The sequence below is a fragment of the Pseudomonas sp. BCA17 genome (genome assembly GCF_004519405.1).
Lineage (GTDB): Bacteria > Pseudomonadota > Gammaproteobacteria > Pseudomonadales > Pseudomonadaceae > Aquipseudomonas.
In genome coordinates, this window is record NZ_SGWI01000001.1 from 721720 (window position 1) to 736265 (window position 14546).

The window sequence follows — 14546 nt, forward strand, 5'->3', positions numbered from 1 at the left end:
GCCTTTACACCAAGCGCTAAATGCAACCCACATCGACGGTTTCAGTGAAAATCCCGGCTGCGCACATTGATCCCCTCCAACAACGGCGTCAAGTCGGTCAAACGCCCGGCAATCAAGTGCCGCACGTCACCTACCGCTTCCCAGCGCCCGTCTACCTTGAGCAGCCGCGAGCCCACCAGCGCTTGGCGCTGGCGCTCAGCCAGGTCACGCCAGACCACCACGTTGAGGTTGCCGAACTCATCCTCCAGCGTGACGAAGGTGACGCCGCTGGCCGTGCCGGGTCGCTGCCGCCCCGTGACCAGCCCGGCAACGCTCACGTTACGACCATGTTCGACCACCATAAGCTCATAGGAACTGCGGCAGCGGCGTTTGCGCAACTCATCCCGCAACAAGGCCAAAGGGTGCGGGCCAAGGGTAGTGCCCACGGTGGCGTAATCAGCGTGCAGGTCTTCGCCGATCGAGGGCGCGGGCAATTCCACCACCGCTTCGTCGGGGCTGGGCAAACCGGCGAACAGGCCCAGTTGCTTATGCACCCCAGCCACCTCCCAGCGCGCCTTGTGCCGGTGACCGGCCAACGCGCGCAAGGCTCCGGCATCCGCCAACAACGCCTGGGCCCGCGCGTCCAGCCCGGCGCGTGCGTCCAGATCGGCAATATCGCTGAACGCCTGGCGTTGGCGGGCGGCCTCGATACGGCGCGCATCCTCCTCACGAAACCCCGCGACCATGCGCAAGCCCATGCGAATCGCCGGTTGCGCACCGTCGACAGGTTCCAGGCTGCAATCCCAATCGCTGGCCTGCACATCCACCGGACGGATCTGCAACCAATGGCGCCGCGCATCCTGCAGGATCTGGTCCGGGCTGTAGAAGCCCATGGGCCAACTGTTGATCAGCGCGCAAGCGAAGGCTGCCGGTTCATGACATTTGAGCCAGCAACTGGCATAGGTCAGCAGGGCGAAACTGGCCGCGTGGGATTCGGGGAAACCATAGCTGCCAAAGCCCTTGATCTGCTCGAAAATCTGCGCGGCGAAGGCTTCGCTGTAGCCGTTTTTCAGCATGCCGTCGCGCAGGCGCTTCTGGTGCGGCTCCAGCCCGCCGTGGCGTTTCCAGGCGGCCATCGAGCGACGCAACTGGTCGGCCTCGCCGGGGCTGTAGTCGGCAGCGACCATGGCGATCTGCATTACCTGTTCCTGGAACAGTGGAATGCCCAAGGTGCGCTCCAGCACCTTTTTCAATTTCGGCGAAGGGTAAGTGGCTTCTTCTTCGTTGTTCCGACGACGCAGATAAGGATGCACCATGCCGCCCTGGATCGGCCCAGGTCGCACAATCGCCACCTCGATCACCAAGTCGTAGAAATTCTTTGGCTTGAGCCTCGGCAACATCGACATCTGCGCCCGCGACTCGATCTGGAACACGCCGATGGTGTCGGCCTTGCTGATCATCGCGTAGGTCGCCGCATCCTCCTTGGGGATCGTCGCCAGGGCCAGGTCAATACCACGGTGGCGGCGCAACAGGTCGAAGCAGCGACGAATCGCACTGAGCATGCCCAGGGCCAGAATATCCACCTTGAGCAGGCCGACAGCGTCGAGGTCGTCCTTGTCCCACTGGATGATGGTGCGCTCGGCCATGGCGGCGTTTTCCACCGGTACCAGGGTGTCCAGTGGGTATTCGGAAATCACGAAGCCGCCGGGGTGCTGGGACAGATGGCGGGGAAAGCCGATCAGTTGCTGGGTCAACGCCAGCACCCGGCGCAGGGTCGGGCTTTGCGGGTCAAAGCCGCTTTCACGCAGGCGCTCCAGGGGTGGTGCATCGTCACTCCAGCGCCCGCAACATTCGGCCAGGGCGTTGATCTGGTCCGGCGGCAGCCCCAAGGCCTTGGCCACATCGCGCACCGCGCCGGCCGCGTGATAACAACTGACCACCGCCGTCAGCGCCGCGCGCGTGCGGCCGTAGCGTTGGAACACGTACTGCAACACCTCCTCGCGGCGGTCGTGCTCAAAGTCCACATCGATATCTGGCGGTTCATTGCGTTCCTTGGACAGGAAGCGCTCGAACAGCATATCCGTCAGGCTTGGGTCGATCTCGGTAATGCCCAAGGCAAAACAGACGGCTGAGTTGGCCGCCGAACCCCGCCCCTGGCACAGGATCGAACGGCTGCGGGCGAAGCGCACGATGTCGTGGACCGTGAGGAAATAGCTTTCATAACCGAGGGTGCCGATCACCTCCAATTCCTTGTTGATCTGCTGCAAGGTCTTGCTATCAACCCCCTTTGGCCAGCGCCGGGCGATGCCTTCTTGCGTCACGGCATGCAGCCAGGACGTTGCATCATGCCCCTCAGGTACCAGCTCGCGCGGGTAGTGGTAACGCAACTGGCTCAGGTCAAAAGTGCAACGGCGTGCAATGGCCTGGGTCTCGTCGAGCAACGCTTGGGGGTACAGCGCGGCCAGGGCGCCGAGGTCACGCAAGTGCCGCTCGCCATTGGGGTGCAGCCGCATGCCGGCCTCGGCCACCGGCACGTGATGACGGATAGCGGTCATGGTGTCTTGCAGGGCACGGCGGCCGCGAACGTGCATATGCACATCGCCACAGGCCACCGCCTTGATATTCAGGCTGGCGGCCAGGTGCAGGCGTTGCTCCAGATAGCGCGCATCGCCCTGACCGCAGTGCAGGTGCACCGCCAGCCAGAGGCGTTCGGCGAAGGTGTGGCGCAACCATTGAATCGAAACCTGGGTGTCGCTGTCTTCGGCCATCCACAAGGCCAAAAGGCCCGGCAACGGTTGCTCGAAGTCTTCTTGCAGCAGGCTATAACGGCCCTTTTCGGCCCGACGGCGAGCCAGGGTAATCAAGCGGCACAGGTGCTGGTAGCCGCTCAGGTCTTCCACCAGCAGCACCAGTTTCGGACCGTTTTCGATGCGCACCTCACTGCCGATAATCAACGGCAACTCCACCGCCTTCGCCGCCTGCCAGGCACGTACGATACCTGCCAGCGAGCATTCGTCGGTGATCGCCAGGGCGCTGTAGCCTTGAGCTTTGGCCCGTTCGAACAACTCCAGCGCACTGGAGGCGCCACGCTGGAAACTGAAGTTGGACAGGCAATGCAGCTCGGCGTAACTCATGCAAACCACCCCTGCAACCACAGCCCATCGTGTTCCCCGACGGTACGATAGGCCCAGCCTTGCTGGCCGGCGCGGGTGCGAATCAGGTAATAGTCGCGACGGATATCGGCACCATCCCACCAGCCGGACTCGATGCGTTCCGGGCCCATGAGGATCTGCACGCCCTGCTCGGCCAGCAGGGTCGGCTCGTTCAGCAGCCAACCGGGGCGATGCACGGTGCCCAGGGGCTGGCACGGGTGCTTATCGGCCGCCGCTTGCCAGGCGCATTCGGGACGATGGTCGGCATGAAAGCGCAGACTCTGCACCGCGTCATCCCCAAGGCGCGCACGCAGGCGTTCGCGCAGTTGCTCCCAGGGCAGGGTCTGTTGCGGACGGTCGTCGAACAGGTCCTGGCGCTGCGGTACGAACACCGGCAAGTCCTGGGCGACAAGGCGCACGCCGCGTACCGGCGCGGTGACTTGCACCTGTTCCAGGCGCCCGCGGGCCAGTTCGAACAACATCGAAGGCTCGCGCTCGGCGCTGAGCAGGCCGACCTTGATCACACTGTCGGGCTGCTGGGCGTGCTCCAGGTGCAGGTCAAAGCGCTGCACCCCGCTGTCGCGACCGCAGAGGAAAGCGGACAGGTCGCCGGTCAAACGTCGCAAGGGGAATAGCAGCGCCTGGTGGGATTGCACGTCGAAATTCAACTCGATGCGCGCCTCGAACTGATCCGGCGGCTGATAGAACGCCAAGGCCAAGGGCCGTTGCCCGATCAGTGTGTCCAGGTGCTTGAGCAGGCCCGCCTCAAAACGCCGCGCCAGGGTGTGCCGGGGCAACGCCTGCACCTGGGCCAGTGTGCGCAGGCCCATGCGCGACAACGCGATGGCGGCCTGCGGGTCGAGGCCGGCGCGGTCGATGGGCAGCGGCGCCAGGGCCTGGTTCAAGGCGTCGTCATCCACCGCCAGGCCATCGTGGATGTTCGCCAACACCCGCGCCGCCACAGGGTTGGGCGCGGCAACAATACGGTGGCGAAAACCCAACTCGGTCAGCTCCTTGCGCAAACGCGCTTCGAACTGCGGCCACGGCCCGAACAACCCCAGGCTCGACTCGATCTCGAACAACAAGGCACGTGGGTAGTACAGGCTGACCTGGGAACTGAAACGGTAGGCCCAGGCCGCGAGAAACTGTTGCCAACGCTCGATTTCGGCGGGGTCGTACTCGGCGCAGGCAAAGCTCTTGGTCAGGGCATGGGCCGCCGTCAGGGATTGCCCAGGGCGCAGGCCCAAGGCACGCGCCGCTGCGTTGACGGTTTGCACCACGCGGCGTTGTGGCGTGCCGGCCAGTAGCGCGAGGGGTTGGGCTGGCTCGGGGTGCGCACGCAGCACCCCGTCCAGCGCCAATTGCGGAAAGACAATAGACACCCAACGCATGGCAACCTCAGTGCCCCGCCAACGCAATCGGCGCCGGATGGGCCAACCCGCCCCGGCACTTGAGCACCCGTACTTGCGCAGGCCTTGCCTCAACCGCCAGGCGCAAAGCCGCAGGCGACGCATTGACCGCCTCGCTCAGGGCGCGCCAGGCAAAGGCCAGGGTCTGCCCGGTTTCCGCCGCCACCTGCAAGCGGCGCAACGCTCGATCATCGGCCTTGCGCGGCCAGCACAACACCGCGCCGCAACTGCCGGAACGCAGGCATTGCTCCACCGCCCACAGCGCATCGCGCTCCTCGGCCCGGATCACTGAAAGCTGGCGGACATCCACCCCGGCGTTCTGCCAGGCGTGGGGGTATGGCGTGTAAGGCGGCGCGACCAACACAATACGTTCCCCCGCCGCCGACAAGCGCGCCAGGGTCGGCAGCACCAATTGCAACTCGCCGATACCTTCTTTGGCCATCAGGATTTCGCTCAGGGCCGATTCCGGCCAGCCGCCCGTCGGCAACACCGCATCCAGCGTCGCCAACCCCGTGGGGTGCACGCTGGCCGGTGGCGCAACGGGCCGGCCCTTCCACACGCGCCCGCCATTGAACAGCGCGTCCAGGGCAACCACGGCGCCCATCAGCCTTGCCTCACCAGGCCGCAGAACACCCCTTCAATGGCCAGGTCCTGGTCGGCCCCGACCACGATGGGTTGGTACGCGGGGTTGCGCGGCAACAGGCGTACGCGGTCGCCACTGCGCTCGAAACGCTTGATGGTGACTTCGCCGTCCAGGCGCGCCACTACAATTTGCCCATTCACCGCCTCGGCACTGCGACGCACGCCCACCAGGTCGCCGTCGAGAATGCCGTCTTCGATCATCGAATCGCCTTGCACACGCAGCAAATAATCCGGGGTTTTCGTAAAGGTGGCAGGGTCCAGTTGCAGGCGGCTGTGCACATCGGCATCGGCGCCGATGGGCATGCCTGCGGCCACTCGGCCGAGCACCGGTACATCCAGCCATTCGGCGCGCGCCGGCTGGTTGAGCAGGCGAATGCCCCGGGCCTGGTTGGCATTGACCTCGATAAAACCGGCTTCGGTCAGGGCCACCACGTGTTTGCGCGCAACACTGCGTGAGGCGAAGCCGAACGCCTCGGCGATCTCGGCGAGGCTGGGGGGCTGACCTTGCTGCGCGATGCGGTCGCGGATGAAAGTCAGGATGGCGGTACGGCGAGGAGTGAGAGTCGTCATGGAGTACATTTGTACTCCTGCGGGGAATTTCTGACAATAACCACCAGTCGGGAGGGCTCACCAGCCCTCTTTCAACATCCGCAACTCCAGATACTGCAACAGCATGATGGTCTTGCCATCCACGATCTCACCGTCGCGCACCATCGTCAGTGCCTGTTCAAAGCCCAGCTCCAGCACTTCGATGTCCTCGCCCTCTTCCTCCAGGCCACCGCCCGTACCGACCCGGTCTGCCGGTTGGTATTCGCCGATAAAGAAGTGAATGCGCTCAGTCACCGAGCCGGGGCTCATGAACGCCGAGTAGATTTTTTCCACGTGGCCGACGCGATAGCCGGTCTCTTCTTCGGCTTCCAGGCGAATGCGTTCTTCGGGGCTGGCGTTGTCGAGCAAACCCGCCGCCGCCTCGATCAGATAGCCGTGGTAGTCGTTGACGAAGGTGGGCATGCGGAACTGGCGGATCAGCAACACCGTACGTTGCGTACGGTTGTACAACAGGATGGTCGCGCCATTGCCGCGGTCATACACCTCACGGGTCTGGGCTTGCCAACTGCCGTCCTGGCGGCGCAAGTCGAAACTGTATTTTTTCAGCAGGTACCAGTTTTTCGAGAGGGTTTCTTCGGCAGTAATGCGAACGGGGCTGTTGTCCATGATCGGGCCTCTGTACGTGGGAGCGCGAGCATGTTCCCGCGCGCCGGCCAACGTCAAGGTGGCGCAGACGTCACGGCTTGCCGCGGATACCGCTACAATCGCGCTCCAAGAAGGATCTCTCTCCAGGTCAAGGAAATGATGCTGCACATCCCGACGCTACTGATAGTCGCCGTGTTCGTGTTCGGCCTGATGGGCCTGCTCACGGTGCATGCCTGGAACCGTGGCCGCGAACCGACCCTGGGTTACCTGGGCATCATGCTGCTGCTCGCCTCCCTCGGCACCGGGCTGATCGTGGTACGTGGCGTGGGCATGGACTTTGTCGCGCTGATCCTGGGCAATGTAGTGTTACTGCTCAGCGCGGCGATGAACTGGACCGCCATGCGCACGTTCGCGCAACGCACACCCAGCATGCCCGGCATCTTTGCCGGGGCCGGCGCGTGGTTGATGATGTGCCTGGTGCCGCAGTTCTACGGGTCGCTGTCGGCACGGGTCACCCTGTATTCACTGCTGGCCGCCAGTTACGGCGTGCTGTCGGCCATGGAATTGTGGCGTCGGCGCGACAGCCTGGAGGTCGCCTATACACCCGCGTTGGTGCTGACCCTGTTGCACACGACTTTCTATTGTTTCCGCGCCTTCATCGACCCTGGCCTGCCCCTCAAAAGCGCCCAGGCTCCGGGCGGTGAAGGCGTGCCGTTTTTCTCGTTCATGTTGTTTGAATCGATGCTGTATGCCATCGGCATTGCCTACGTCACCCTGGCGATGGTCAAGGAGCGTGCCGAGTTGCGCTTCAAGGCCGCCGCCCTCAGTGACGCACTGACCGGCATCGATAATCGGCGCGCTTTTATGCTCAAGGGTGAAAAACTGCTGGCCAACAGCGCCCGTCGACACCAGGGCGTAGCGCTGCTGCTGTGCGACCTGGACCACTTCAAGCGTTTGAACGACAGCTTCGGCCACCCCATGGGCGACCAAGCGCTGATCGCCTTCAGCCAAGTGACCCTGGCCGCATTGCGCAAAGGCGATGTGTTCGCACGCATTGGCGGCGAAGAATTTGCCTGCCTGCTGGCTGACAGCGATGAAGCGCAGGCGTTTCAAGTCGCCGAGCGGATTCGCCAGGCGTTTGCCCGGCTCGATCTGTTGGCGCCCGGGTTCCTGAGTGTCAGCATCGGCATTGTCACCACTGACGAGGCCGGCCATGACCTCTCGCACTTGCTGTCACAGGCTGACCAGGCGCTGTACCTGGCCAAGGCGCAGGGGCGTAACCGGGTTCAGGTTGTGGTCGCGGTGTAACACTTTGCAAGCAATGCCCACTCACGGCTGTCGAATTAATTCCTTGCCGGGTTAGCCATCTGGTAAAACCCCAGCTTCGTTTTTGTCCTGGAACCTTCATGTCCTCTCGTTTTCTGTCTCACCTCGGCCTGCGGTGGTTTCCCTTGCTGTGCATGGCGCTGTTGATCGTCGGCCTGCCGGTGGGTTGTGCCGTGCTGCAACACAAAGAGCGCGAGTTGGTGTTTCGCATCGAGCCGGGCACCGCCGGCTGGTATACCGGGCTGCCCAAAGCGGTGCAGGAGTTCGACCTCAAGCCGGCCAGCCTCAAGTCGGGACAGAACATTCACGGCTGGTGGTACCCGGCGGACAAGAAGAATGCCCCGGCGATCCTCTACCTGCACGGCGTGCGCTGGAACCTCACCGGCCAGCTGTTTCGCATCGAGCAATTGCACGCCCTGGGCTATTCGGTGCTGGCCATCGACTATCGTGGCTTCGGCCAGAGCCACGGCGACCTGCCGTCGGAAACCAGCGTATACGCCGACGCCCGCATCGCCTGGGAGCGCTTCCAGGTGCTGCAGCCCGACCCGAGCAAACGCCTGATCTACGGCCACTCCCTGGGCGGTGCGGTGGCGATCGACCTGGCGGCCGAACTGAGCCGGCAAACGCCGATACCCGTGCGTGGATTGGTGATCGAATCTACGTTCACGTCCCTGGGAGATGCGGCGACCGCCGTGGCCAACACCTCACTGCCGGTGCGCTGGTTGCTCTCGCAGAAGTTCGACTCCATCGACAAGATCGCTGACGTCCACATGCCGCTGCTGGTGGTTCACGGCCTTGCCGACCAGTACGTGCCGCCGCGTTTCAGCAAGCAATTATTCGACGCCGCCCGGGAGCCCAAGCGACTGCTGCTGGTGCCCGGCGCCACCCACAACAACAGCATGAGCCTGGCCGGTCGCAGTTATGGCCAGGCGCTGGACAAGCTGATGCAAGCGCAGGCGCCATCCCAGGTCGTCACACACTCCACAGCAGCCAATGGCGACTCTTGAAGCACATTTCGGCACTGAATTCGCGCTTGCGTGTCAAGCGCAAACCCTGCCCATACTGGCCCGCGCCGAAAGTTGATCAAATATTAACCGCAGGTTAAATCGCCAACCCAGCCGGGTCTTCGCAAAGTTATCCACAGAGATACCCACGGTTTTCGTGGACAACTCTTTTTACTTTTTTACGATTTTTTTGCTCGGTAATTCCCTTCGGGAAAGGTTCCAGGCAGCAAAATCTCGCGGTTCACATCGCGTATATCGTTATAGCCACAGAGTGCCATCGATACATCCAGCTCGCGGGCGATGATGTCGAGGGCCTTGGCCACGCCCGCCTCCCCCATGGCACCCAAACCGTACAGATGCGGGCGGCCGATCATCGTGCCCCTGGCACCGAGCGCGACCGCCTTGAGCACATCCTGGCCGGAGCGAATACCGCCGTCGAGCCACACCTCAATCCGATTGCCCACCGCTTCGACAATCGCCGGCAATTGGCTGATGCTCGACGGCGCACCGTCAAGTTGACGCCCACCGTGGTTACTCACCACCAGCGCATCGGCACCGGCGTCTGCCGCCAGGCGCGCATCGTCCACATCGAGGATGCCCTTGATGATCAACTTGCCGCCCCAGCACCGCTTGATCCACTCCACGTCGTCCCAGCTCAGGCGCGGATCGAATTGCTGGGCGGTCCATGACGACAGTGAACTCATGTCCGCCACGCCTTTTACGTGCCCGACAATGTTGCCGAAACCCCGACGCTTAGTGCCGAGCATTCCCATGACCCAACGCGGCTTGGTTGCCATATTGAGGATATTGGTCAGGGTCAACCTGGGCGGCGCCGACAGGCCATTGACCAAGTCCTTGTGGCGTTGCCCAAGGATCTGCAAGTCGAGCGTGAGCACCAGCGCATCCACACCGGCAGCCTTGGCACGCTCGATCAACTGTTCGATAAACCCGCGATCACGCATGACATACAGTTGGAACCAGAATGGCTGGCCGACATGCTCGGCAATGTCCTCCAGCGAACAGATGCTCATGGTCGACAGGGTGTAGCGCAGGCCGAATGCGGCAGCGGCACGGGCGGTGAGAATCTCGCCGTCGGCATGCTGCATGCCCGCCAGGCCGGTCGGGGCCAGAGCCACCGGCATGGCCATGTCCTGGCCGATCATCGTCGTGCGGATCGAGCGCTGGTCGATATTGCGCGCCACGCGCTGGCGGAATTTGATCTGGGCAAAATCGCTTTCGTTGGCCCGATAGGTGCTTTCAGTCCAGGAGCCGGAGTCCGCGTAATCATAGAACATCCGTGGGACACGTTTTTGCGCCAGCTTCCGTAAGTCTTCGATGGTTGTGATCAACGTCATCTAGGTCACCTCTCCCTGAACTGAGCATGCAGAGTAACCGTGCGTCGGCCGCGCAACCAGCCATTGCGTTTACATCGGCCTGGGAATAATCTCGCATAAACCAGCAAAAAGACGCACAAACATGCATAACAATCATCAAGCCATTGACCTGCCTTCTTTGCGCAAACAGAAGATTCTGCTGCTATTGGAGCGCGACGGAAAAGTCACCGCAGCGGAACTGGTCGAGCATTTCGCCGTGTCCCAGGACACCATCCGCCGTGACCTCGGCGAACTGGCCGCCGCCGGCTTGTTGCAGCGTGTACACGGTGGCGCCCTGCCCCGGCCCAAGGACACCGGCAAAGATTTTTTTACGCGTGTCAGCGAGAGCAATGAGGCCAAGCGCCAGCTTGCACAATTGGCGGCGCAACGTGTGGAAGATGGTCAGATCGTGCTGTTCGATTCCGGCTCGACCACCTTGCAGATTGCCCAAGCACTGCCGCGCTCGATTCGCCTGACCGTGGTCACGCCGTCACCGATGATCGCCATCGCCCTGGCCGACCATCCCCATGTGAAAGTGATTCTGGCCGGTGGGCAACTCAACCCGGCCACCCTTTCCACCGGCGGCCACGATGCCGTGCGCCTGATCCAGAGCGTCAAGGCCGACCTGTTGTTCACTGGCGTGTGCGCCCTGCATCCGCAAATAGGCATCACCTCGCTGCACTTCGATGAAGTGGTGGTCAAACAGGCGCTGCTCGACAGCGCCTCCCACGTGGTAGCGGTGACCATGGCCGACAAGCTCGGCGCCGTGGAACCCTTTGTGGTGGCGCCGTGCAACCGTATTCACACGCTGATTACCGAGTGGCATGTGCCGAGTGTCGAGGCTTATGAACAGCTAGGTTTGGAAGTGATGCGAGTGGAGGTCGAGTAGGCACAAGGCATCGGCCGTCGCATGCCCACTGGCGGTGTTATCGAAAATGCACCACGTGGGCACGCCTGCCATAACCGACAGGTTCAGCCCTTGCGCGAACGCTTTCACGCGTTCCGGCCCATAGGCACTGTAGTAGATGCGCGGAGAGCCATGCAGGCGCAAGTAGTGCACGCCTGGCCAACCTGCGCCCATCTCGATGACAGGTGGGTCGGCAATGACCCGGCCTATGTGCAAATCCAGCAGCAGCGACTCGGCATCGCGCCAGCTGGCATGCCGCGGCTCCAACACCACCGCGCCGGAAAAACGCTGGCGCAGCGCAGTGAAAAAAATCGACGCAGCGACCGGGTCATAGCTCAGTGAGGGAGGCAACTGAACCAGCAGGCAGCCGAGCTTTTCACCCAGTTGCAGGCACTGCTCCAGAAATTCATCCAGGGCCGTCTCGCAACGCTGCAAGCGCAGTTCATGGGTGATGCGCTTGGGCATCTTCACCGAAAAACGAAAGCTTGCAGGCACCGATTGTGCCCAGCGTTCGTAGGTCTTGGGCTGATGCGGCCGATAAAACGAACTATTGATTTCCACCGCATTGAAGCGCGATGCATAACGCTGCAAATGGGTGCCCTCGCATGCAAACACCGGCCAGTGTTCACGGGGCAGACTCCACCCCGCACACCCCAGGTACAACGATGCCGTCAAAACAACACCTTAGCGGCATCGCGCATGAAAATCTCTATGGTTTTGGGCCCTACCCCTTCGAACTCACCCAAGCGTTTTTCGAAAGCCGAACGGTTGCCACTGGCGTCCCTTATCTGCGTGATCCTGCCTGCATACTCGGCGTTCAACTTGGCGCTAAGGTCCAATAGCCGCTGCGCGGTGGTTTCGTCATAGCGCACGTAGTGGGCACGCCCCAACATAGTGACCAATTCGCGGGAGGTGCAATGCTGCAATTTGCGCGCAGTATCTCGCCCCTCTTGCTCGACGATCACCCGGTAAGCCTGCGCGGCAATCGGCGCCTGGATACGTTTGCCCATCAGGAAGCTGGCAATGAACCACTTGAACAGGCTGGCATCGTCTTCGGGCGCAAGATCGATACCCAGTTCGGAAGCCGTGATCGACTTGGCCATGCTCAGTTGTCCAACCTGCGCTCGGCCTTGTCGGCCTGCTCGTTGATAGCCTCGGCCTGACGTTCGTTGTCCTTGATCGAGGTCGGCGTGAGCACTTTGTCGATGGTTTCGGTCTTCGGATTCGGATGTTCCAGCGTCTGGCCTTTCGCCGGTTTTTCCGCACCCTTCTGGGCTTGTTCGGAACTGATCGGGTCAGGGGTTTTATCGGCAGTCATGGTCTGTCTCCAGGCTTTTTGAACGCCCGCAATAAAGGCGAGCACTTATGCAGCAGAGCCCGACACATTTCGATAGTTCAAGGAAACTGCCACGCAAAACCACCCAGCCAATAAGCGCAAATTAATTTAAACCTTTAGCGCCCTGCCTTGATCAACTCTCCATATCGACGTTTTAACCCATCCAACAGGAGACTCTCGATCATGAGTTCACAACTGAACGGCAAGAAGATTCTGGTCATCACCTCCAACACCGGCATCGAGCGCGATGAACTGCTCAAGCCACTGGAGGCCTTGCGCGGCTACGGCGCGACCGTGACCCACGGTTCCAGCGAAGGCGGCACCACGCAGACGTTCGTCGGCGACACTGAGAAAGACAAAACCGTGGAGTCCGACGTGAAGCTGTCGGATGTATTGAGCAGCGATTTCGACGCCCTGGTGATCCCGGGTGGCACCGTCAATGCCGACACCCTGCGCCAGGACGCCAGTGCGTTGAAGTTGATCAACGATTTCGTCAAGGCCGGCAAGACCGTGGCAGCGATCTGCCATGGACCATGGACATTGATCGACGCAGGCGTGATCAAGGGTAAGACGCTGACCTCGTATAAAAGCGTGCGTATCGACCTGGAAAATGCCGGAGCCGCCGGTTGGGTCGACGCCGAGGTCAAGGAATGCAAGGCCAACGGCTGGACCTTGATTACCTCGCGCACGCCCGATGACTTGCCGGCGTTCAATGACGCGATTGCCAAGGCGATTGCTGGATAACGCTCATCTACGGACAGCGAGCGACCTGTGACGAGGGAGCGTGCTCCCGCTGGACTGCGTAGCAGTCCCATTCTTTGCAAAGCAAAAGCCGGGGCCGCTTCGCGACCCGGCGGGAGCAAGCTCCCTCGCCACAGTAACTATGTTTCTCATGAGCTGATTGCAGGCGCCTCAAGGGCGCCTGTTCTGCTTCAGCTTCTGCGTTGGTCAGGCATTTCGCGTTTTGGCCCGAACATCGCCCAGGCAATCAGCCCAAACAGCGGCACAAATATCAAAATCACCAGCCAGAAGCCCTTGCTCTCCCACCCCCCGGTACTGCGCAACACGGTATTAATCGCCCACAACTCCACTAGCAACAGAATCACGGCCAGGCCGATCCAGATGTATTCGATTTGCATGTTCACCTCCTAGGTCGTATGCGTTAGGTCAAGCAGACGCCCCAAGGGTTCATTAAAAATTGCGCGGCTGCCGCAGCGCGTCGCCGTCTCAGGGCACCGGCCGCCAAGCGCTGAATTCACCCTGCGCGTTCAGCGGGCTCCAGGCAAAGTCACCGGCAAGCGCCGGCAACGCCTGGTGCTCCGCGCCTTTGATCGGAGCGCCCTTCCAGTCGAACACCGTCGTCCCTTGCCAGCCCAGGACGATGCCTCGCGCCCGGCTGTTGTCCACATGGATCCAACAGGCCGCCGCTGCCGCCATGAACGCTTCGATCGGCTCTTCATCGATCTGCGCACGGTATGTGGAACCCAACAGCCAGCGGCACACATTCAGGTGATAGGTCCAATCCAACGGCGGCTGGTGGTGATACGCCCAGGTCATGAAGCTGCGGAACAGGTTCAAGCCCTCGGGCGGGTCGAGCTTGAGTAACGTCGGGCAGATGTCGAACAAGGTGTGCCAATGAGGCAGCAGGCGCGCATCCAGGTGCACGAAACAACGGGAATTACTCGGGTATTGCGGCAACACCGGTTCCGCACGCAGGCAACGGGACGCCTTGCTGACCAGGCGGCTGGCGCCTGCAGGCAATAAGGAAGTCATCAGATGGACTCACAGTCGTGACGATAGAACGCCTCCTGATCACAGGAAGCCCAAGGCACACGTCAGGCTGCGGGAGAAGCGCGCGGGTTGGCCGAGGGCCAGGAATAACGTGGCGGCGCCTTGCTGCGTCGCTCGTGGGCCGGGCGCGGGGTTTGCTGAAGGCTCAGCAACCAGGCCAGGCCGATAAGAAACACGATGGCCACGGTGATCGCGCTGCACACCGGGCAAGCAAAGTAGTTCGAGATGTTGCTGGACGACGGAACGCCCAACCCTTTATCGGAAAGTGGCGCCTGGCTACCGTCCACCGAGCAGAACGCGCCACCGATGCCGTTGAGCTGCTGGCCCAACATTTGCCCATGGCCCAAACCGCACACGAACACGTTCATCAGCACGCAGAAGTACAGGATCCAGGCGATCAGCGAACGGTCAGAGTGGCTCGATTTCATGGCGG

16 protein-coding genes are annotated in these 14546 nt (G+C 62.0%); 4 read left to right on the forward strand and 12 right to left on the reverse strand.

Translation table 11 applies throughout. The features are described 5' to 3' along the window. Positions 1-41: 41 nt before the first annotated feature. The 5 genes from EXW71_RS03140 to EXW71_RS03160 are packed head-to-tail and all read right to left on the reverse strand — an operon-like array spanning position 42 to position 6397. On the reverse strand, positions 42-3113 hold the full coding sequence (locus EXW71_RS03140; RefSeq protein ID WP_134657544.1) for an error-prone DNA polymerase: 3072 nt from the start codon (positions 3111-3113) through the stop codon (positions 42-44). Then, the gene (locus EXW71_RS03145) at positions 3110-4522 is read right to left on the reverse strand and encodes a DNA polymerase Y family protein (RefSeq protein ID WP_134657545.1); all 1413 of its coding nucleotides are present in this window, start codon (positions 4520-4522) and stop codon (positions 3110-3112) included. The genes EXW71_RS03140 and EXW71_RS03145 overlap by 4 nt, the downstream gene beginning before the upstream one ends. Before the next feature lie 7 nt (positions 4523-4529). Continuing rightward, complete coding sequence (imuA, locus tag EXW71_RS03150; protein WP_134657546.1) at positions 4530-5144, reverse strand: translesion DNA synthesis-associated protein ImuA; 615 nt, start codon at positions 5142-5144, stop codon at positions 4530-4532. Continuing rightward, the gene (gene lexA / locus EXW71_RS03155) at positions 5144-5761 is read right to left on the reverse strand and encodes a transcriptional repressor LexA (RefSeq protein ID WP_123718671.1); all 618 of its coding nucleotides are present in this window, start codon (positions 5759-5761) and stop codon (positions 5144-5146) included. Before lexA ends, imuA begins: the two co-directional genes overlap by 1 nt. 48 nt (positions 5762-5809) lie before the next feature. Continuing rightward, the gene (locus EXW71_RS03160) at positions 5810-6397 is read right to left on the reverse strand and encodes an NUDIX domain-containing protein (RefSeq protein WP_123718672.1); all 588 of its coding nucleotides are present in this window, start codon (positions 6395-6397) and stop codon (positions 5810-5812) included. 135 nt (positions 6398-6532) lie between these two features. Here EXW71_RS03160 and EXW71_RS03165 point away from each other — a divergent pair, with 135 nt between their 5' ends. Both EXW71_RS03165 and EXW71_RS03170 read left to right on the forward strand, forming a co-directional pair. After that, on the forward strand, positions 6533-7684 hold the full coding sequence (locus EXW71_RS03165; RefSeq protein ID WP_134657547.1) for a diguanylate cyclase: 1152 nt from the start codon (positions 6533-6535) through the stop codon (positions 7682-7684). A 98-nt stretch (positions 7685-7782) separates the two neighbouring features. Next, a complete protein-coding gene (locus tag EXW71_RS03170; protein WP_134657548.1) occupies positions 7783-8709 on the forward strand; it encodes an alpha/beta hydrolase in 927 nt (308 codons plus the stop codon). Between the two features lie 176 nt (positions 8710-8885). Here EXW71_RS03170 and EXW71_RS03175 read toward each other — a convergent pair whose 3' ends face one another. Further along, entirely contained in the window at positions 8886-10061 is a 1176-nt protein-coding gene (locus tag EXW71_RS03175; protein ID WP_134657549.1) for an alpha-hydroxy acid oxidase, read from the reverse strand. 121 nt (positions 10062-10182) lie between these two features. On the opposite strand from EXW71_RS03175, the gene EXW71_RS03180 reads away from it, so the two are divergent. Next, positions 10183-10968, forward strand: coding sequence for a DeoR/GlpR family DNA-binding transcription regulator (locus EXW71_RS03180; protein ID WP_123718676.1), 786 nt, complete (start codon positions 10183-10185; stop codon positions 10966-10968). Here EXW71_RS03180 and EXW71_RS03185 read toward each other — a convergent pair. From EXW71_RS03185 to EXW71_RS03195, 3 genes are read right to left on the reverse strand one after another with little or no spacing between them, the layout of a single operon-like run. After that, positions 10933-11661 (reverse strand): DUF72 domain-containing protein, encoded by a 729-nt coding sequence (locus EXW71_RS03185; protein ID WP_134657550.1) that lies wholly within the window; start codon positions 11659-11661, stop codon positions 10933-10935. The genes EXW71_RS03180 and EXW71_RS03185 overlap by 36 nt on opposite strands. Continuing rightward, entirely contained in the window at positions 11658-12089 is a 432-nt protein-coding gene (locus EXW71_RS03190; protein WP_134657551.1) for a DNA methylase, read from the reverse strand. Before EXW71_RS03190 ends, EXW71_RS03185 begins: the two co-directional genes overlap by 4 nt. Before the next feature lie 2 nt (positions 12090-12091). Further along, positions 12092-12304, reverse strand: coding sequence for a hypothetical protein (locus EXW71_RS03195; RefSeq protein ID WP_134657552.1), 213 nt, complete (start codon positions 12302-12304; stop codon positions 12092-12094). A gap of 201 nt (positions 12305-12505) precedes the next feature. Here EXW71_RS03195 and EXW71_RS03200 point away from each other — a divergent pair, with 201 nt between their 5' ends. Further along, positions 12506-13066, forward strand: a complete 561-nt coding sequence (locus tag EXW71_RS03200) for a type 1 glutamine amidotransferase domain-containing protein (protein ID WP_123718680.1) — start codon at positions 12506-12508, stop codon at positions 13064-13066. A gap of 188 nt (positions 13067-13254) precedes the next feature. Here the strand turns inward: EXW71_RS03200 and EXW71_RS03205 are convergent, their stop codons facing one another. From EXW71_RS03205 to EXW71_RS03215, 3 genes are all read right to left on the reverse strand, one after another. Beyond that, on the reverse strand, positions 13255-13461 hold the full coding sequence (locus EXW71_RS03205; protein ID WP_134657553.1) for a PLDc N-terminal domain-containing protein: 207 nt from the start codon (positions 13459-13461) through the stop codon (positions 13255-13257). Between the two features lie 88 nt (positions 13462-13549). After that, complete coding sequence (locus tag EXW71_RS03210) at positions 13550-14095, reverse strand: putative natural product biosynthesis protein (protein WP_134657554.1); 546 nt, start codon at positions 14093-14095, stop codon at positions 13550-13552. Positions 14096-14157: 62 nt separating this feature from the next. Next, the gene (locus EXW71_RS03215; RefSeq protein WP_123718683.1) at positions 14158-14541 is read right to left on the reverse strand and encodes a DUF2946 domain-containing protein; all 384 of its coding nucleotides are present in this window, start codon (positions 14539-14541) and stop codon (positions 14158-14160) included. Positions 14542-14546: the final 5 nt, after the last annotated feature.